General features: G+C 43.6%; 20 protein-coding genes. 17 read left to right on the plus strand and 3 right to left on the minus strand.

The genetic code is table 11. The features are described 5' to 3' along the window. The first annotated feature begins 4 nt into the window (after window positions 1–4). Window positions 5–229: a hypothetical protein gene (locus FJR71_RS08835; protein ID WP_048687864.1), complete on the plus strand. Its 225-nt coding sequence runs from the start codon at window positions 5–7 to the stop codon at window positions 227–229. A gap of 163 nt (window positions 230–392) precedes the next feature. Next, a complete protein-coding gene (gene purB, locus FJR71_RS08840) occupies window positions 393–1,691 on the plus strand; it encodes an adenylosuccinate lyase (RefSeq protein ID WP_048687861.1) in 1,299 nt (432 codons plus the stop codon). Window positions 1,692–2,077: 386 nt separating this feature from the next. Here purB and FJR71_RS08855 read toward each other — a convergent pair whose 3' ends face one another. After that, complete coding sequence (locus tag FJR71_RS08855) at window positions 2,078–2,794, minus strand: GntR family transcriptional regulator (RefSeq protein ID WP_006595289.1); 717 nt, start codon at window positions 2,792–2,794, stop codon at window positions 2,078–2,080. A gap of 131 nt (window positions 2,795–2,925) precedes the next feature. Between FJR71_RS08855 and FJR71_RS08860 the strand changes: the two genes are divergently transcribed. The 15 genes from FJR71_RS08860 (at window position 2,926) to FJR71_RS08935 (ending at window position 19,522) form a co-directional block, all read left to right on the plus strand. Then, window positions 2,926–4,713: a glycoside hydrolase family 35 protein gene (locus FJR71_RS08860; RefSeq protein WP_140814701.1), complete on the plus strand. Its 1,788-nt coding sequence runs from the start codon at window positions 2,926–2,928 to the stop codon at window positions 4,711–4,713. Next, entirely contained in the window at window positions 4,710–5,186 is a 477-nt protein-coding gene (locus tag FJR71_RS08865) for a PTS sugar transporter subunit IIB (protein WP_006595287.1), read from the plus strand. The genes FJR71_RS08860 and FJR71_RS08865 overlap by 4 nt, the downstream gene beginning before the upstream one ends. A gap of 38 nt (window positions 5,187–5,224) precedes the next feature. Further along, window positions 5,225–6,139: a PTS mannose/fructose/sorbose/N-acetylgalactosamine transporter subunit IIC gene (locus FJR71_RS08870; protein WP_061564571.1), complete on the plus strand. Its 915-nt coding sequence runs from the start codon at window positions 5,225–5,227 to the stop codon at window positions 6,137–6,139. Continuing rightward, on the plus strand, window positions 6,126–6,947 hold the full coding sequence (locus FJR71_RS08875; protein ID WP_061564572.1) for a PTS system mannose/fructose/sorbose family transporter subunit IID: 822 nt from the start codon (window positions 6,126–6,128) through the stop codon (window positions 6,945–6,947). The genes FJR71_RS08870 and FJR71_RS08875 overlap by 14 nt, the downstream gene beginning before the upstream one ends. A gap of 11 nt (window positions 6,948–6,958) precedes the next feature. Continuing rightward, window positions 6,959–7,363 carry a PTS sugar transporter subunit IIA gene (locus FJR71_RS08880; protein ID WP_140814703.1) on the plus strand — a complete coding sequence of 135 codons (405 nt, stop codon included), beginning with the start codon at window positions 6,959–6,961 and terminating at the stop codon, window positions 7,361–7,363. A 97-nt stretch (window positions 7,364–7,460) separates the two neighbouring features. Further along, window positions 7,461–8,624, plus strand: a complete 1,164-nt coding sequence (locus tag FJR71_RS08885; protein ID WP_048687851.1) for an SIS domain-containing protein — start codon at window positions 7,461–7,463, stop codon at window positions 8,622–8,624. Window positions 8,625–8,651: 27 nt separating this feature from the next. Continuing rightward, on the plus strand, window positions 8,652–9,692 hold the full coding sequence (locus FJR71_RS08890) for an aldose epimerase family protein (RefSeq protein WP_140814705.1): 1,041 nt from the start codon (window positions 8,652–8,654) through the stop codon (window positions 9,690–9,692). A gap of 601 nt (window positions 9,693–10,293) precedes the next feature. Continuing rightward, window positions 10,294–11,292 (plus strand): Holliday junction branch migration DNA helicase RuvB, encoded by a 999-nt coding sequence (gene ruvB / locus FJR71_RS08900; protein WP_045760104.1) that lies wholly within the window; start codon window positions 10,294–10,296, stop codon window positions 11,290–11,292. Window positions 11,293–11,298: 6 nt separating this feature from the next. Next, complete coding sequence (locus tag FJR71_RS08905; RefSeq protein WP_140814708.1) at window positions 11,299–11,865, plus strand: nucleotidyltransferase family protein; 567 nt, start codon at window positions 11,299–11,301, stop codon at window positions 11,863–11,865. Between the two features lie 117 nt (window positions 11,866–11,982). After that, window positions 11,983–12,405 (plus strand): low molecular weight protein-tyrosine-phosphatase, encoded by a 423-nt coding sequence (locus FJR71_RS08910; RefSeq protein WP_006595278.1) that lies wholly within the window; start codon window positions 11,983–11,985, stop codon window positions 12,403–12,405. A 57-nt stretch (window positions 12,406–12,462) separates the two neighbouring features. Beyond that, the gene (locus FJR71_RS08915) at window positions 12,463–12,876 is read left to right on the plus strand and encodes an MORN repeat-containing protein (RefSeq protein WP_140814710.1); all 414 of its coding nucleotides are present in this window, start codon (window positions 12,463–12,465) and stop codon (window positions 12,874–12,876) included. After that, window positions 12,866–14,683: an acyltransferase family protein gene (locus tag FJR71_RS08920; RefSeq protein ID WP_140814713.1), complete on the plus strand. Its 1,818-nt coding sequence runs from the start codon at window positions 12,866–12,868 to the stop codon at window positions 14,681–14,683. Before FJR71_RS08915 ends, FJR71_RS08920 begins: the two co-directional genes overlap by 11 nt. A 359-nt stretch (window positions 14,684–15,042) precedes the next feature. Next, on the plus strand, window positions 15,043–17,694 hold the full coding sequence (gene adhE / locus FJR71_RS08925; protein WP_140814716.1) for a bifunctional acetaldehyde-CoA/alcohol dehydrogenase: 2,652 nt from the start codon (window positions 15,043–15,045) through the stop codon (window positions 17,692–17,694). A 221-nt stretch (window positions 17,695–17,915) separates the two neighbouring features. After that, entirely contained in the window at window positions 17,916–18,965 is a 1,050-nt protein-coding gene (locus FJR71_RS08930; protein WP_023027479.1) for a zinc-dependent alcohol dehydrogenase family protein, read from the plus strand. A 170-nt stretch (window positions 18,966–19,135) separates the two neighbouring features. Further along, the gene (locus FJR71_RS08935; RefSeq protein WP_140814718.1) at window positions 19,136–19,522 is read left to right on the plus strand and encodes an ABC transporter permease; all 387 of its coding nucleotides are present in this window, start codon (window positions 19,136–19,138) and stop codon (window positions 19,520–19,522) included. Between the two features lie 159 nt (window positions 19,523–19,681). Here FJR71_RS08935 and FJR71_RS10005 read toward each other — a convergent pair whose 3' ends face one another. Both FJR71_RS10005 and FJR71_RS08940 read right to left on the minus strand, forming a co-directional pair. Then, a complete protein-coding gene (locus FJR71_RS10005; protein ID WP_006595272.1) occupies window positions 19,682–19,843 on the minus strand; it encodes a hypothetical protein in 162 nt (53 codons plus the stop codon). Between the two features lie 12 nt (window positions 19,844–19,855). Beyond that, window positions 19,856–20,023 carry a hypothetical protein gene (locus tag FJR71_RS08940; protein ID WP_023024913.1) on the minus strand — a complete coding sequence of 56 codons (168 nt, stop codon included), beginning with the start codon at window positions 20,021–20,023 and terminating at the stop codon, window positions 19,856–19,858. Window positions 20,024–20,025: the final 2 nt, after the last annotated feature.

Here is a 20,025-nt window from a genome sequence, read left to right on the forward strand (position 1 = left end):
TTTTATGATTCAACTCATCGTCAACGCATTTGTTGAAAAAGATAAGACTGGAGCAGTCGTCGAAGTCTTGTATGCTAGTAGTGATCATGAAAAAGTGAAAGCTAAGTATGAAGAGCTAGTTACACAATATCCTGAAAACTATTTAGCCATCTATGATCTACCGTTAGATACGGATTTGAATACACTGGATCATTATCCATCAGTGTGGATTGGGAAAGAAGAATTTTAATAAAACGACTTTTGTTCGTTAAACGGATGTTTCACGCCGTGGGGAAAGCGTAAGCGACGGAAATCTTGAGACTAGAGGCTCAAGATTTAGTCATGAGATTCCGGAGGAAGCTGCTGACGTCCGCCCCACATAAGTGAAACATCAAAAGAAAGGAAAATTAAACATGATTGATAGATATAGTCGCCCAGAAATGGCGAACATTTGGACTGAAGAAAATAAATACCGTGCTTGGCTTGAGGTGGAAATCTTGGCTGACGAGGCATGGGCTGAATTGGGAGAAATCCCTAAGGAAGATGTGGCTTTGATCCGCGAAAAAGCGGACTTTGACATCGACCGTATTTTGGAAATCGAGCAGGAGACGCGTCACGATGTGGTTGCCTTTACACGTGCGGTTTCTGAAACGCTTGGTGAAGAGCGTAAGTGGGTTCACTATGGGTTGACTTCTACTGACGTGGTCGATACGGCCTATGGTTACCTCTACAAACAAGCCAACGACATCATCCGTCGTGACCTTGAAAATTTCACCAACATCATCGCTGACAAAGCGAAGGAACACAAGTTCACCATCATGATGGGTCGTACCCACGGGGTGCACGCTGAGCCGACAACTTTTGGTCTTAAATTGGCTACTTGGTACAGCGAAATGAAACGTAACATCGAGCGTTTCGAGCATGCGGCTGCTGGAGTGGAAGCTGGTAAGATTTCTGGTGCGGTTGGTAACTTTGCCAACATCCCACCATTTGTTGAAAAATACGTCTGCGACAAACTTGGTATCCGTGCTCAAGAAATCTCTACACAGGTCCTTCCTCGTGACCTTCACGCTGAGTACTTTGCAGTTCTCGCTAGCATCGCAACTTCTATCGAGCGTATGGCGACTGAAATCCGTGGTCTTCAAAAATCTGAACAACGTGAAGTGGAAGAGTTCTTTGCTAAGGGTCAAAAGGGATCTTCAGCAATGCCTCACAAACGGAACCCTATCGGTTCTGAAAACATGACAGGTCTTGCGCGTGTGATCCGTGGTCACATGGTAACAGCTTATGAAAACGTGTCCCTATGGCATGAACGTGATATCTCTCACTCATCAGCTGAGCGGATCATTGCACCAGACACAACAATCTTGATCGACTACATGCTCAACCGTTTCGGAAACATCGTTAAGAACTTGACAGTCTTCCCTGAAAACATGATCCGCAACATGAACTCTACATTTGGTTTGATCTTCAGCCAACGTGCCATGCTAACTTTAATCGAAAAAGGCATGACACGTGAGCAAGCTTACGACCTTGTTCAACCAAAGACTGCCCAATCATGGGATAACCAAGTTGACTTCAAACCACTTCTTGAGGCAGACCCAGAAGTGACATCACGCCTCACTCAAGAAGAAATCGACGAAATCTTTAACCCAACTTACTACACCAAACGGGTGGATGAAATCTTCGAACGCATCGGTTTAGGTGACTAAGCCCCTCATAAATTTGATCAAAAAAGAGGCTGGGACAAAAGTCCTAGCCTCTTAATTGTTTTTGGATTGTCGAGCAAGACGCAGTGGTTGAGTGAGCTCTACTACGCTGATTTCATCAGCTTTTACAGCCCTACTCAACTGTGCGGAGGTGGGACGACGAAATCGAATTCTAACGAATTACCGATTTCTGTCCCACTCTCTTTTTCTTTGCCTATATCAGGTGCTCTAGACACGGAATTTATCATAATAAATTTTGACTGATTAAACTATTTATAGGAAGTCTATCACTAATTATAGATTATTCGTTTTACATGTTTTAGGAACTATTTTTTCATGCTATAATTTGTATCATAAAAGTCTGAGGCCAAACCCCAGACTTTGAATGATCAATGATCACGATCACAAGAGATAAATTTGATTTTATAGTAGTCGCCGCGTTTATAGGTTTCGCTATATTCGAGAATTTGACCGGTCGCCTCCAATTTTGTCGTCTTCACTTGACGAACAGTTGGGAAGTTTTCATCGATATTCAACACAGAAGCGATTTTGCTTGGTGTTGGAAATACAATATCATTGATTTCTTCAAAGTGTTCATCATTCATATGGATATGATAATCTTCTTTAAAGCGATCATAAATCGAACTATAGTAATCTAAGCTCGGATAATTTGGGTTAATATATTGCTCTGGGACATAAGTCTGGTGGTAGATATAAGTATCTTCACCAATATGACGGGTCCGATCAATCTTGTAATAGAATTGAGTTGGAGCAAGTCCTAGTTTATCCAAGATGTTCAGTGCGTTGCCACGCTTGATAGAGAGAACTTTTACGGTCGCTTTTTGGATAGGGAAGGTTTCAACGTCTGAAAACTCAACCAGTTTGTGTTTTCTAGCGCGCGAAACAAAGGTTCCTTTTCCTTGTTGGCGGACGATGTATCCATCGCTAGCCAAATCGTTCAAAGCACGAACAACAGTAATCGAGCTAACATTATAAATCTTAATCAACTCGGCTTCTGTGTAAAATTTATCTCCATTTTCAAATTTACCTGAGATAATTTGTTGCTTCAAATCATCTTTGATGTGTTGGTATTTTGGGATTGCCATGTACTTCACCTCTTTTTTCGATATCTCTTGTTAATATTATTTTAACATATTTTTTTGAAAGTGGTTGACATTTTTTCGTTAATATATTATATTAATAAATGAAAAGGGTTTCTTAGAAGGAGGTTCTCAGTATGGGGGCATTTGAAATCCGTGAAGATTTTTATTTAAATGATCAACCTTTTAAGATTTTATCTGGTGCAATTCATTATTTTCGGATCGATCGTGAGGATTGGTATCATTCCTTATATAACCTAAAAGCTCTAGGTTTTAATACTGTTGAAACCTATGTTCCATGGAATGCTCATGAGCCACAAAGAGGCCACTTTCACTTTGAAGGGAATTTGGACCTGGAGCACTTTATCCAAGTAGCTCAAGAGTTGGATCTGTATGTAATCCTCCGCCCATCACCGTTTATTTGTTCGGAGTGGGAATTTGGGGGCTTGCCAGCTTGGTTAATCGAAGAAGATCTTCGGATTCGCTCATCGGATCCGGCCTTTCTCGAGGAAGTGGCTCGCTATTACAACGAGCTCCTGCCACGTGTGGCCAAGTACCAATTGGATCGTGGGGGCAATATCCTCATGATGCAGGTAGAAAATGAATACGGCTCATACGGGGAAGACAAAGCCTATCTTCGGGCGATCAGAGATCTAATGATCGAGCGGGACATTACCTGTCCACTCTTTACTTCTGATGGACCTTGGAGGGCGACTCTTCGAGCAGGGACTTTGATTGAGGATGGACTCTTTGTAACCGGTAATTTTGGTTCGCGAGCAAATTACAATTTCTCTCAGATGAAAGAGTTCTTTGCGGAGCATGACAAAAAGTGGCCACTCATGTGTATGGAATTTTGGGATGGCTGGTTCAATCGTTGGAAAGAACCCATCATCAAGCGAGATTCAGAAGAGTTGGCAGAAGCGGTCCATGAGGTCTTACAAGAAGGCTCTATCAATCTCTACATGTTTCATGGTGGGACCAACTTCGGATTTATGAACGGTTGCTCAGCACGAGGGACCGTCGATCTACCGCAGGTGACATCCTACGACTATGACGCTCTCTTAGATGAGCAGGGCAACCCGACTCCTAAGTACGATGCAGTCAAGCAGATGATGGCGACCTACTATCCAGAGTATCCACAGATGGATCCGCTTGTGAAGTCGAGTTTATCTGAACGAACATTGGAGTTGACCCAAAAGACTAGTTTGTTCGGCAATTTAAACGAGATTGCTCAAGTCACTAAAAGTCTTTACCCACAGACCATGGAAGAAATCGACCACCCATTAGGCTATCTGCTCTATGAGACAGAAGTGGAAATGGATGCGGAAGAAGAGCGCTTGCGTATCATCGATGCGCGTGATCGGGTACAGGTTTATGCCAATGATCAGTTGATTGCCACTCAATACCAAGAAGAAATCGGTCAAGATCTTTTTTTAAACGGAGAAAAGAAAACGATTACAAACCTAAAACTCTTGATCGAAAACATGGGAAGAGTCAATTATGGGCACAAACTTTTAGCGGATTCCCAACGAAAAGGAATCCGAACAGGGGTTTGTATCGATCTTCATTTCAAGCTTCATTGGAAACAATATGCGCTTGATTTTAGCCAGCTGGATCGCTTGGATTTTTCGAAAGAATGGCAAGAAGGTCAACCAGCTTTTTATCAATTTGCTTTTCATCTAGATCAGGTTGAGGATACCTTCCTTGATATGACTGGATTTGGAAAAGGGATCGTTCTTGTAAATGGCCACCATATCGGTCGTTTCTGGGAAGTCGGTCCAACACTCTCCCTCTACATCCCTCATGGTTTTCTCAAAGATGGGGAAAATGAGATCCTCGTCTTTGAGACAGAGGGCACTTGGAAGGAGACCTTAAAACTTGTTTCACAACCTACATTCAAAGAAGTAAAGGGGGAAAACTTATGACTATTGTAGGATGCCGTATCGATGGACGTTTGATCCACGGGCAGGTAGCCAACCTTTGGACTACCAAACTAAATATTTCACGTATCATGGTGATCGATGATGAAGTCGCTCAAAATGATATCGAAAAAAGTGGCTTGAAATTAGCGACACCACCTGGTGTCAAGCTCAGTATCTTGCCAGTAGCAAAGGCTGCAGAAAATATCTTGGCTGGAAAATATGACAGTCAACGTCTCTTCATCGTAGCTCGCAAACCAGACCGCTTCCTCGGTTTGGTAGAAGCAGGGGTGCCACTTGAAACCTTAAACGTAGGGAACATGTCTCAGTCAGACGAGACTCGTCCCGTTACTCGTTCGATCAACGTGGTGGATGCCGATGTGGAAGCTTTCCACAAGCTAGCTGAAAAAGGAGTTAAGCTAACTGCTCAAATGGTTCCAAATGATCCAGTTGAAGACTTCTTGAAGTTGCTCAAATAGTTTATAAATAAAAAGAAAAATTTTAGGAGGAAATTGTCATGATACAATGGTGGCAAATTTTACTACTTACTTTGTACTCAGCTTATCAAATCTGTGATGAGTTGACGATTGTTTCATCAGCAGGATCACCAGTCTTTGCTGGTTTCATTACAGGACTTGTCATGGGGGATTTAAAGACAGGTCTCTTTATCGGAGCTTCTCTTCAATTGACAGTACTCGGTGTTGGTACTTTTGGTGGAGCTTCTCGTATTGACGCGACTTCTGGTGCCGTTCTTGCGACTGCTTTCTCAGTAGCACAAGGGATTGATGCAGAGCTTGCTATTGCTACAATCGCTGTGCCAGTAGCAACTTTGTTGACCTACTTTGATATTCTTGGTCGTATGACTACAACTTACTTCGCTCACCGTGTAGATGCTGCAATCGACCGCTTTGACTACAAAGGTATCGAACGCAACTACCTTCTTGGAGCGATTCCTTGGGCTCTTTCTCGAGCTCTCCCAGTTTTCTTCGCTCTTGCTTTTGGTGGAGCTTTCGTAGAAACTGTTGTTACAGGTCTTGCTAATGTACAATGGTTGGCAAACGGTCTGAAACTTGCTGGTCAAATGCTTCCAGGTCTTGGATTTGCGATCTTGCTTCGTTACCTTCCTGTTCGTCGTAACCTTCACTACTTAGCACTTGGCTTTGGCTTAACAGCAATGTTGACAGTGCTTTATAGCAATGTTCAAAGTGTTGGTAACGCCGTTTCAGCAATGCTTGGAACAGATGCTTTTGCAAAACTTCCAAAAGAACAAATGGTTGCCTTCACAAACAACTTCAAATCTGTATCTATGATTGGTATTGCCATTATCGGTATCTTCCTTGCAGTGCAACACTTTAAAAACAGCCAACGTACAGTTGTAGCTGCTCCAGCAAGCAATGTAGAAAGCGGGGAAATTGAAGATGACGAATTCTAAGAACTACAAACTCACTAAAGAGGATTTCAAACAAATCAACAAACGTAGCCTCTTCACCTTCCAATTGGGTTGGAACTACGAACGGATGCAGGCTTCTGGTTACCTTTACATGCTTCTTCCACAATTGCGGAAAATGTATGGAGACGGTACGCCTGAATTGAAAGAAATGATGAAATTGCATACGCAATTCTTCAATACTTCACCATTCTTCCACACTATTATCACTGGTTTTGATTTGGCCTTGGAAGAAAAAGATGGTGTCAACTCTAAAGATGCAGTTAACGGGATCAAGACAGGTCTCATGGGACCATTCGCTCCTCTTGGGGACTCAATCTTTGGATCATTGGTACCAGCTATTATGGGTTCAATCGCAGCAACTTTGGCTGTTGCAGGAAACCCAGCCGGTATCTTATTGTGGATCGCTGTGGCAGTTGCTTATGACATTTTCCGTTGGAAACAATTGGAATTTGCCTATAAAGAAGGGGTTAACCTCATCAACAACATGCAAAGTACCTTGACAGCTTTGATCGATGCAGCTGCCGTTCTGGGTATCTTCATGGTTGGTGCCTTGATTGCCAGCATGATTGGTGTTGAAGTTTCTTGGACTCCACACATTGGGGACAAAGCGATTGAAATTCAAGATATGCTCAACCTTATCTTCCCACGTTTGGTACCAGCTATCATCACAGGTGTAATCTACTGGTTGCTTGGACGTAAGGGTATGAACTCTACAAAAGCTATCTTGCTCATCATCCTTGCAGCAATCGCATTCTCAGCATTTGGCCACTTCTTCTTTGGAATGGCATAATGGAGTAAGGTATGGCAAAACACCTAGTATTGGTCAGTCATGGTCGCTTCTGTGAAGAGCTCAAGGCCAGCACAGAAATGATTATGGGACCACAAGACAACATTCATGCCGTGGCCCTCTTGCCAGAGGAAGGTCCTGAGGAGTTTACAGCCAAGTTTGAAACCTGTGTTGCAGACTTCGATGACTACATCGTCTTTGCGGATCTTTTGGGAGGCACTCCTTGTAATACGGTTAGCCGTCTGATTCTTGAAGGGCGTGCCATTGACCTCTATGCAGGGATGAACTTGCCAATGGTAATTGAATTTATTAATAACAGCCTGGTCGGAGGAGAAGAAGCTTATCCAGCGCGTGCACAAGAAAGCATCGTGAAGGTTAATGATCTCTTATCCAACTTTGATGACGACGAGGATGAGTAAAATACGATAGCGAAAACCGCTTGAACATTCGGAATGGGGCTGGGACAATTGTCTCGGCCTCTTACCGCTTATAAGGCGAGTAGAAAAGAGGAGAAGCATGCTAGATTATACAAAAGAAGAACTGCTGGAACTGGGGGCTGAGATTACGACGCGTGAAATTTACCAGCAACCGGAAGTTTGGAAAGAGACCTATCGTCTCTATCAGGAGAAAGCAAAAGAAATTCAAGAGTTTTTAGAGACCATTGGGAAGCGTCATGGATACATCAAAGTGATCTTGACAGGTGCGGGAACTTCAGCCTATGTGGGGGACACCTTGGTTCCGTATTTGCAGGAAGTGCACGATGAACGGCATTGGAATTTCCAATCCATTGCGACGACCGATATCGTGGCGCATCCACAAATCTATCTCAAAAAAGAAGTGGCGACGATCTTGGTTTCCTTTGCACGAAGCGGCAACTCTCCTGAAAGTGTCGCAACAGTGCAGCTGGCCCAAGACTTGGTTGATGAACTTTATCAGATCACCATTACTTGTGCAGCAGAAGGAAAACTGGCCCAGCAGGCCCACGGAGATGAGCGCAATCTCTTGCTTTTACAACCAAAAGAAACCAACGACGCCGGCTTTGCCATGACCTCCAGCTTTACCTCTATGCTCCTGACAGCCCTCTTGGTCTTTGATCCAAGCGAGGAAGAAATCAAGGCAAAACGAGTAGAAGAATTGATTCGTCTGTCAGAGCAAGTCTTGGAGAAAGACCGTGAGGTCAAGGAAGTTGTAGATTTAGATTTCGAACGCGTCATCTATCTGGGGGCAGGACCTTTCTTTGGGCTAGCTCATGAAGCTCAACTCAAGATTTTGGAATTGACTGCCGGTAAAATCGCGACCATGTACGAGAGTCCTGTCGGCTTCCGTCACGGACCGAAATCTCTTATCAATGACCAAACTCTCGTCTTGGTATTTGGCTCCATTGATCCTTATACGCGTCAGTATGATCTAGATTTGGTTGGAGAAGTAGCAGGGGATCAGATTGCCCGTCAGGTCGTCCTCTTGACGGACCAAGCTGCAGGTATTGAGCAGGTACGAGAAGTGTTAGTAGAAGCTTCTGCAGACTCACTAGATATCTACCGTGCCTTCCCATACATTATCTACGGTCAATTGATTTCTCTCTTGACTTCGCTCAAGGTTCAAAATCGTCCAGACACGCCATCACCAACCGGTACCGTCAATCGGGTTGTACAAGGAGTGGTGATTCACCCTTTTCACTAGAATGAATGATCTTGGAGGAGACAACTTGTGAAACACTATCAAAAATATCTATTTGGTCAACTGGACGGCCAAGACGTAGAAGCTTATCGCCTCGAAAATGTCCTAGGTTATCAATTGTCTGTCATGACCTATGGGGCGACGATCTTAGAGTATGTGACACCAGACAAGCATGATCAATTCGCTAATATTGTATTGGGCTTTGACAATTTTGATGCCTATGTCGGCAATAGCCCCAAGTATGGAGCTAGCATTGGCCCAGTCGCGGGCCGGATTGCGGAGGCAAGTTTTGAGCTCAATGGTCAAACCTATCACTTAGAAGCCAATAATGGTGCCAACTGCAACCACAGTGGACCGACTGGCTGGGACGGCGCCTTGTTTAGCGTGGAATCCGTGACAGACCAAGAAATCACCCTGTACACAGAGCGTGCGGATGGTACCGGCGGTTTTCCTGGAAATCTCAAGATCTGGGTGACCTATGGCTTGACGGAAGCAGGGGAGTTGGAAATCAGCTATCGAGTAGAAACGGACCAAGATACTCTAGTTAATCCGACCAACCACAGCTATTTCAACCTATCAGGCAACTTCACTCAGCCGATTAATGACCATGTCTTTCAGATCAACCATCAAGGACTTTACCCTATCCATCCCGACGGTGTCCCTCTTCACACTGTGGACAAAGAAAGTCCGGTTGTTCAGCATCTCTACCAAGCTATGCTCTTAGAGGATCTCTTTAAGGATTCTGATCCGCAAATCCGCCTGGTAGAAGGCTTGGACCATCCATTTGCTCTTCCAGAAGGGCATGAGAATGCAGGCTTCTTCTATCATCAGCCGTCTGGACGCTTTTTGACCTTCAAGTCAGAAGCTCCCGCCTTGGTGGTGTATTCTGCTAACTTTGTGGATGAAAAGGTTTATCTGGAAGGAAAACCAATGGTTCAACACAATGGCTTGGCTCTAGAATTCCAAACCGTACCAGATGCCATTCATAGCGACCAAGCTGAAAAGGTTATCTTGAGAGCGGGTCAAGTCTTCACCAGCAAGACTAGCTACCATGCCATCGCTAAGAAATAATGAGGACAGGGGAGTGGCCAAACAAGGATGTGAAAACCTTGCTTGGAACCTCCTCTTTTTTTGAAAAAAATTTTAAAAATGACTATAAGGAAACTTTAAGCTTCCCGTCGTATACTAATACCATCATCAAAGACCTCCTAACTTTGAATGATAAAACTCCTAAAACTTTTTCATAATAATCTCCCTATAAGAGCCACCAAAACCGGTGGCTTTTTTTCTGGGAGTGAGACAGAACAATTTTTAAAAATTGTTCGTTGTCTCACCCCCGCACAGTTGATTAGGTAATCTTTGGAGCTATAAGAGCGAACAAAGATACCAATCAACCACTGCGTTATGTAATTATTACTAAACCTATTTCATCTAACCAAGCCTGATAGGGACGTAGACGAGCTTAGGTACGTTGACGCAGTTTGAGCGGAGCGAAAACTACGTTCTTATTCTTTACGAGTATTAGCGAGTTTAGGTACGTTCCTTAAAAAGAAACAAGGTAGTTTAAGAGGGGAATCGATTCCCAACACCCGACAATCAATAATATGTGATAGATCAAATAGAATATGATTTTAAATCATCAGAGGCATCATTTTTTGCTATAATAGACTGTATGAGTAGAATTTTAGACAATGAAATCATGGGCGATGAAGAGGCCGTTGAACGGACGCTACGCCCGCAATATTTACATGAATATATTGGTCAAGATAAGGTTAAAGACCAGCTAAAAATCTTTATCGAGGCAGCCAAGCTTCGGGATGAGGCGCTGGATCATGTCCTTCTTTTTGGCCCTCCGGGACTAGGGAAGACTACGATGGCTTTTGTCATTGCCAATGAACTGGGCGTCAATCTAAAGCAGACTTCCGGTCCTGTCATTGAAAAGGCTGGTGATTTGGTAGCTATCCTCAATGATCTAGAGCCAGGCGATGTTCTCTTTATCGATGAAATCCACCGTCTTCCTATGTCAGTCGAAGAAGTACTATACAGCGCCATGGAAGATTTTTACATCGACATCATGATTGGTGCTGGCGAGACCAGCCGGAGTGTCCATCTGGATCTTCCTCCCTTTACCTTGATTGGTGCGACGACTCGAGCTGGGATGCTGTCCAATCCCTTGCGCGCTCGCTTTGGAATTACCGGTCATATGGAATACTACGAGCAAGATGATCTGACAGAGATTGTCGAGCGGACCGCCGAGATTTTTGAGATGGAGATTACCCACGAGGCTGCCGAGGAGCTTTCTCTTCGTAGTCGGGGGACTCCTCGGATTGCCAACCGTTTGCTGAAGCGGGTGCGTGATTTTGCTCAGATTATGGGTGATGGCTTGATTGATGACACCATTACTGACAAGGCCCTCTCTATGCTAGATGTGGACCATGAAGGACTGGACTATGTCGATCAAAAGATCCTGCGCACCATGATTGAAATGTACGGCGGTGGCCCGGTCGGGCTTGGGACTCTATCGGTTAACATTGCCGAAGAGCGCGAGACCGTAGAAGATATGTATGAGCCTTACTTGATTCAGAAAGGCTTTATCATGCGGACCCGGACAGGGCGCGTGGCGACTCGCAAGGCTTATGAACACCTCGGTTATCCCTACAATGGAGACTAGAAGAAGATGCTGACGGAAGAAGCAATAGTAGAACAAATCCAAGCGGATCCGGAGATGATGATTGTCTTGGCCATTATTCGGGATCAAGACTTGGCAGATGCCTGGTTAGCAACAGGCGCGGTGCGCAATTTCATCTGGAACCAGCTCTCTGGAAAACCAGGATTTGATGCGACGACCGATATGGATCTGGTCTTTTATGACCCTGAGATCAGCTATGAGGAGACTCAGCAGATCGAGCAGGAGTTAAAGAAGACCTATCCCCAGTACGCTTGGGAAGTGAAAAATCAAGTCTATATGCACCAGCATAGTCCAGGGACGGCTCCTTATCGCAGTGCTTGTGACGCGGTTTCCAAATACCCCGGGCAGTGTACAGCAATTGCAGTTCGCTTAAGGAAAAATGGTCAGCTAGAGCTCTTTCTCCCCTATGGGACAAGGGATATCGAAGATTTCATCGTTCAGCCGACTCCACATTTTTTAGCCAGTCCCGAGCGTTTGGCGGTTTATACAGAGCGTATGCGGAAGAAAGATTGGAAACGAAAATGGCTATCCCTTCAGATCATCCTGCCTGAATAAAAAAGAAAGTCAGCCCACCTCAACGATGGACAGGCTTTTTTCGTCTTGCCTCAAAAATATAATTTTAGCAGATTATATTTTTCTTACATTCTGTTATAATAGAAAGGAGGTGCTGTCATGAAAAAAATCGTATTTGTGTGTTTAGGAAATATTTGTCGAAGCCCCATGGCAGAGTTTGTCATGAAGGATTTGACCAACCAGTATGAGATTGAAAGTCGTGCTACATCTAACTGGGAGCACGGAAACCCTATTCACCAAGGGACTCAAAAGATTTTTCGCAGTCATGGCGTGCCCTATGATGCGTCTAAAACATCCCTTCAAATCAGTGACCAAGATTTTCGTACCTTTGATCTGATCTTAGGAATGGATGAGAACAATGTAGCTGACCTCAAACGAATGGCACCTCCTGGAACAGAGCACAAGATTCATCTCTTTGCAGGAGAAAGTGTTCCAGATCCATGGTACACAGGAGATTTCGAAGAGACCTATCGCCGTGTTCTAGCTGGTTGTCAAGAGTGGTTGGATCGATTAGAAGATTAGTTTCGGACTGGCTCCTGAAATGAGTAACCGGCTGAAGATAAAAAGAATGAACAGAGTATGGAAAAAATAAAAAAATTATTTGAGACCTATAAGGTCTATGTTACGAGAGAGAATATTGAACGATTGTCCTTGGGGATTATTGTTCTATCTGCTTTGTGGGTATTTCTTTCCTCCATTCCTTTCGGAGGTGTGTTGACCCTCGATAAGGGAGCTATTCGCTACGACGGAAGTGTCGTCCGAGGCAAGATGAATGGCCAAGGGACGGTGACTTTTGAGAATGGGGACACCTACAAGGGCAATTTTGTCAATGGGACCTTTAGTGGTTATGGAACCTTTACAGCCAAGGCTGGCTGGAAATATGAAGGTGAATTTGTCAATGGCCAACCAGAAGGCCAGGGAACCTTGACGACAGAACAAAATGTCGTCTATAAGGGAACGTTTAAACAAGGAATTTATCAAAATGCGAATTAAATGGTTTTCATTGGTACGGATAACGGGACTTCTTCTCGTTCTTCTCTACCATTTCTTCCAAAAAGTTTTTCCTGGTGGATTTATTGGAGTAGATATCTTCTTTACTTTCTCAGGATTTTTGATCACGGCTCTTCTGATTGATGAGTTTGCCCGTCATCAAAAAATTGATCTCAAGGGCTTCCTTAGACGACGCTTCTACCGGATTGTTCCTCCTCTAGTCTTTATGGTCTTGCTAGTCATGCCTTTTACCTTCTTGGTCAGACGAGACTTTATTGCTGGGCTTGGGACACAGGTTGCTGCCGTCTTTGGCTTTGTGACCAACTTCTATGAGATGTTAAGTGGCGGAAGTTACGAAAGTCAGTTCATCCCCCATCTTTTCATTCATACTTGGAGTTTGGCTCTTGAAGTTCATTACTACGTCCTCTGGGCTCTTTTGGCTTGGTTTTTGGGTAAAAAAGCTAAGTCAGTTGGCCAATATAGAGGCTATATCTTCCTGTCGTCGACAGGTCTCTTTTTGGTGACCTTCCTGACCTTCTTTGTCGGAGCGTTGGTCACCAAGAATTTGTCCAATGTCTATTTTTCTAGTATCGCTCACGTCTTTCCTTTCTTTGTGGGGAGTGCTTTAGCTACAGTGACAGGGATTACAACGACCAGCCCAAATCTTACTCAATTAGTGAAGAAGCTATCTCTACAGAAGACGTTAGCGATTTTAGCGGGTGCTTTTCTAGTTTTGTTGGTCTTGACCTTTATTCTTCCATTTGATAGTGTTTGGACCTATTTATTTGGCTTTTTAGTAGCGACTCTTGCTGCATCTGTGATGATTGTGATGACTCGTGTCCTTCATGAAAAGACGCCAGATCAGAAAGAACCTGCAGTAATTACCTTTATTGCGGATACAAGTTATGGGGTCTATCTCTTCCACTGGCCATTTTATATCATCTTTTCTCAATTAATGACCAATGGATGGGCTTCTCTATTAACAGCGCTTGTATCCTTCAGTCTTGCTGCCTTGAGTTTCTATATTATTGAACCAACCTTGGCTGGACGTGAACCGAAGATTTTTGGGATCTCGATGGATCTCAGAAGTTTCACGAAACCACTCTTTTACAGCGCGATTCCCTTGACCTTGCTCATGTTTGGGATTGCACTCTTTGCGCCACGCGTCGGAGCCTTTGATGAAAACCTGATTACCGAAGGGCTTCGTCAATCCGACAGCAAGATGCAGATCACGCGTGCCCAAGTTGACAATGCTTCAGCGACTTCCTACAATGTATCAGATGGCGTGACCATGATCGGAGATTCTGTAAACCTTAGGGCATCAGATTATCTGAAACAAGTTCTGCCAGATATCCAACTAGATGCTTTGGTGAGTCGCAATCTGGACTCAGGCTTAAAGGTATATGAAACGGATATTGCCAATAGAGTCTTGCTCAAGAACGTGGTGATCGCACTTGGAACGAACTCTTCTAATAATTATCAAGAATTGTTGGATAAGTTTGTTCAAGAACTACCAAAAGGACACCGCTTAATCTTTGTGACCCCATATGATGGACGTGAAGCAAATGATAGCAAGAGCGTCACCGTTCAGACTCGAAAGTATGAGCTAGAGTTAGCTAAAAAATACGATTATGTCTATGTAGCGGACTGGCATCAAGTTGCTGTCGAAAATCCAGCTATCTGGGCTGGAACGGATAGTGTCCACTTTGGTTTAGAATCAGATGGCTCCATCGATGTTGGGGGAAATCTATACGCTAACGTCGTAAAAGAAGCAGTTGATCAAGCAAATCGGGGGCCAGTTAAGCCGTAAAAATTACTAAACGACTTAAGCAATTTTCACTTGAAGAAAATTGCTTTTTTTAGTAAAATTAAGAAAACGCTTACAAAAATTGCGTGAAAATATTTGTTTGTGAAATTGAAGTGCGTTCTCAAAAAAATCCTTCAATTTTTTCTTGATAATACTCCTGTATAGAAGGAGAAGGAGGGTTCATGGAAAAAAAGTTAAAAAAATCTTTGTGAAACTATTTACAAATTTTCTAAAATAGAGTACAATAATATTGTGAAAAAATTAACAAATCGAAATTTCTTACACTATTCTTGAAAGTTTCTGAAAACAGGAAAAAGTTCCGGAAAAGGATAAGGGTTTCAAACATTGGAGGAAAGCATCAAATGGCTGATAAAAAAACTCAATCACCTGAAGAAAAGAAACTCGCTGCTGAAAAACATGTAGACGAGTTGGTGCAAAAAGCGCTCGTAGCGCTTGAAGAAATGCGCAAATTGGATCAGGAGCAAGTAGACTACATTGTGGCGAAAGCATCTGTAGCTGCTCTTGACGCTCACGGTGAGCTCGCTCTTCATGCCTATGAAGAAACTGGTCGTGGAGTCTTTGAAGACAAGGCGACTAAGAACTTGTTCGCTTGTGAGCACGTTGTAAACAACATGCGTCACACCAAGACAGTTGGTGTCATTCAAGAAGATGATGTCACTGGTTTGACCTTGATTGCTGAGCCAGTCGGAGTAGTCTGCGGGATCACACCTACAACCAACCCAACTTCAACAGCAATCTTTAAAGCATTGATTTCCTTGAAGACACGGAACCCTATCGTCTTTGCTTTCCACCCATCAGCGCAAGAATCATCTGCTCATGCGGCACAAATCGTCCGCGATGCAGCGATTAAAGCAGGAGCTCCTGAAAACTGTGTGCAATGGATCACGCAACCATCTATGGAAGCAACCAGTGCTCTTATGAACCACGAAGGGATTGCGACTATCCTTGCAACAGGTGGTAACGCAATGGTGAAAGCTGCCTATTCTTGCGGTAAACCAGCTCTTGGGGTCGGTGCCGGAAACGTTCCTGCTTATGTCGAAAAATCAGCTAACATCCGCCAAGCGGCACACGATATCGTCATGTCTAAATCATTTGACAATGGTATGGTCTGTGCGTCTGAACAAGCGGTCATCATCGATAAAGAAATCTACGATGAGTTTGTTGAAGAATTCAAATCTTACCACACTTACTTCGTCAACAAAAAAGAAAAAGCCCTTCTTGAAGAGTTCTGCTTTGGTGTGAAAGCTAACAGCAAAAACTGTGCGGGTGCGAAATTGAATGCGGACATCGTTGGGAAACCAGCAGCATGGATCGCAGAACAAGCTGGCTTCTCAGTTCCAGAAGGAACCAATATCCTTGCGGCAGAATGTAAAGAAGTTGGTGAAAAAGAGCCTTTGACTCGTGAAAAATTGTCACCAGTTATCGCTGTCTTGAAATCTGAAAGCCGTGAAGACGGAATTAACAAAGCACGCCAAATGGTTGAATTCAACGGTCTTGGTCACTCAGCTGCTATCCATACAGCTGACGAAGAATTGACCAAAGAATTTGGTAAAGCAGTTAAAGCCATTCGTGTGATCTGCAACTCTCCTTCGACTTTCGGTGGTATCGGGGATGTTTACAATGCCTTCTTGCCATCATTAACACTTGGATGTGGTTCTTACGGACGCAACTCTGTTGGGGACAACGTTAGTGCCATCAACCTCTTGAATATCAAAAAAGTCGGACGCCGGAGAAATAACATGCAATGGATGAAACTTCCTTCAAAAACATACTTTGAACGTGATTCAATTGAATACCTACAAAAATGTCGTGACGTTGAACGTGTCATGATCGTTACAGACCACGCTATGGTAGAGCTTGGTTTCCTTGATCGTATCATCGAACAGCTTGACCTTCGTCGCAACAAGGTAGTTTACCAAATCTTCGCAGACGTTGAACCAGATCCAGATATCACAACTGTTGAACGTGGTACAGAGATCATGCGTGCCTTCAAACCAGATACTATCGTCGCTCTCGGTGGTGGATCTCCAATGGATGCGGCTAAAGTAATGTGGCTCTTCTATGAACAACCAGAAGTGGACTTCCGTGACCTTGTACAAAAATTCATGGATATCCGTAAACGTGCCTTTAAGTTCCCATTGCTTGGTAAGAAAACTAAATTCATCGCGATCCCAACAACATCTGGTACAGGATCTGAAGTAACGCCATTTGCCGTTATCTCTGATAAAGCAAACAATCGTAAATACCCAATCGCAGACTACTCATTGACACCAACCGTTGCCATCGTAGACCCTGCCTTGGTATTGACAGTTCCTGGATTTGTAGCTGCTGATACTGGTATGGACGTATTGACGCACGCGACTGAAGCTTACGTATCACAAATGGCTAGCGACTACACTGATGGTCTTGCTCTTCAAGCCATCAAACTTGTCTTTGAAAACTTGGAAAGCTCAGTGAAAAATGCAGACTTCCACTCACGTGAGAAAATGCATAACGCTTCAACTATTGCTGGTATGGCCTTTGCGAATGCCTTCCTCGGTATTTCTCACTCAATGGCTCACAAGATTGGTGCGCAATTCCACACCATTCACGGACGGACCAATGCGATCTTGCTTCCATACGTTATCCGCTACAACGGTACACGCCCAGCTAAGACAGCAACATGGCCTAAGTACAACTACTACCGTGCAGATGAGAAGTATCAAGACATCGCTCGTATGCTTGGCCTTCCATGCTCTACACCAGAAGAAGCAGTTGAAGCTTACGCGAAAGCTGTTTACGAACTCGGTGAGCGCGTAGGAATTGAAATGAACTTCAAAGCACAAGGAATTGACGAAAAAGAATGGAAGAAACATTCTCGCGAATTGGCCTTCCTTGCTTACGAAGATCAATGTTCACCAGCTAACCCACGTCTTCCAATGGTAGACCATATGCAAGAAATCATCGAAGATGCATACTATGGTTACAAAGAACGTCCAGGACGTCGTAAATAAGGCGCTAGAGAATAACTGATGTTTATCAGCTCCCCCTCGCTCAAAAGAGCGAGGGATTTTTCTTTATCTTAACGCTAGAAATTGATTTTTGTGATCTGAAAACTATCTTTTAAAGAAATCTAATAAATATATTGCAAGCGCTTACTTTGTGTGTTATAATATTCACAAATTAAAAACTGTAATAAAATGGTTTGATAAAACCAACAAAAAAGGAGTCGCTTATGAAAGCAGCAACATATGTATCCGCAGGAAATCTTCAGTTGATTGATCAACCAAAACCAGTGATCAAGAAACCAACCGATGCGATTGTTCGTTTAGTGAAAACGACCATTTGTGGAACAGACCTCCATATTTTGGGTGGTGATGTTCCAGCTTGTAAAGAAGGGACCATCCTGGGTCACGAAGGAATTGGGATTGTCGAAGAAGTCGGCGATGCGGTTACGAACTTTAAGGTAGGAGACAAGGTTATCATCTCTTGCGTAACAGCTTGTAACACTTGCTACTACTGTAAACGTGGTTTGCCTTCCCACTGTGAAGATGGGGGCTGGATCCTTGGCCACTTGATCAACGGTACCCAAGCAGAGTATGTCCATATCCCTCACGCAGACGGCAGTCTCTATCATGCGCCAGCTTCTGTAGATGATGAAGCTCTGGTTATGCTCTCTGATATCCTGCCTACTTCCTATGAGATTGGTGTTCTTCCTTCTCACGTGAAACCTGGAGACAACGTTTGTATCGTTGGTGCAGGGCCAATCGGTTTGGCAGCTCTCTTAACCGTGCAATTCTTCTCACCAGCTACTATTATCATGGTAGACTTGTCAGAATCACGTCTCGAAGCTTCTAAGAAGTTTGGAGCTACTCATACCATCTGTTCAAGTGATATTGATGAAATCAAGGCCTTTATCAATGAAGTGACCGATGGTCGTGGTGTTGATATCTCCATGGAATGTGTGGGCTATCCAGCTACCTTTGATGTCTGCCAAAATATTATCTCTGTCGGCGGTCATATTGCCAACGTCGGAGTGCATGGTAAACCAGTTAGCTTCAATCTTGATGACCTTTGGATTAAGAACATTACGCTCAATACTGGTTTGGTCAATGCCAATACAACTGAAATGCTTCTTAACGTCTTGAAATCTGGCAAGATTGATGCTACGAAGTTGGTGACCCACCACTTCAAACTTTCAGAAGCAGAAAAGGCATACGAAATTTTCAAACATGCTGGCGAAAACAATGCCTTGAAAGTCATTATTGATAACGACCTCAGCTAAGAAGGCTCAATCGTTTGATGCTGAAACAAAAAGGACAGGAACAGTTTCATGTTCCTGTCCTTTTTAACAGATGTAGTAGTTGTTCTTGTCACATCTATTTACTTGCCACTCCTAATAAAACGAACTATAATATGATTAGAAATATAACATAAATAGAAAGGTGTGACCTTATGAAAATGTTCCATTATCATCGTGAGTTCTGGTTGGACTTCCATTTCTGGCTCTTGGTCTTACTTTTAGTGGCTGTAGCTATGATGACACAGGATCCGCTTTCGGTTGTTAGCCTTGCTTATCTTGCTTTTGTAGGGATTTTGATTCTTCTTCAGGTCTTTCAACCGCAGGTGTCCAATCGCCAGCATCCAGTAGGTAGCTGCCATTTCAATTGGGACTTTTATCGTGACACCAGACTGTATATTGATCTCTTTTTATTGGCTGGTCTCTTAGAAGGTCCGTTTACTTCAACGGATATAGTTTATTGGATCTTGCTTGGGGCATTCGTCGGCTCTATTGGCTTTGTGTTTGTCGTAAAGGAAAAACCGATTCAAAAAACGGCCTAGTGCATTGAAAGTTCTAGAAGACATTTATTTGGGATCTCTCTCCTCGATGATGAAGAGGGAGAATAGAAAAAAGGCTTGCTTCGTTCAAACGAAAAAATCCTAGCTTTTTTAAAAGCTGGGATTTTTTGTACTGTTTAGTGAGATGATAAAGAAGTGTTACTATTTGCCTCGTTTGCGAGCGTATTCGTCAAAGGCGCCAGCGAAGGTTCCCATGAGTAGGGGAGTTGCGATTAGTCCAACAGTGATCCAGACGGATCCACCATCTACATGGCTGAGTTCCTGCTCGGATAAGCTTCTAAAACGTGTTTCTTCGAGTTTCATGCTTGCTCCTTTCTAGTGCATGATGCCATTGATGATACTACGGCCAAAATCACGTCCAGAATTGTATAAAATATTCCATGTTTGAACGATGAATTTTGCCGAGTCAAAGACGGAGGCTCCTCCATCAATGGTGGCCAGTTCAGCTTCCGTTAGGCAAGTATAATGGATGCTTGTATCCATAG

Source organism: Streptococcus xiaochunlingii, from assembly GCF_006385805.1.
Taxonomy (GTDB): Bacteria; Bacillota; Bacilli; order Lactobacillales; family Streptococcaceae; genus Streptococcus; species Streptococcus xiaochunlingii.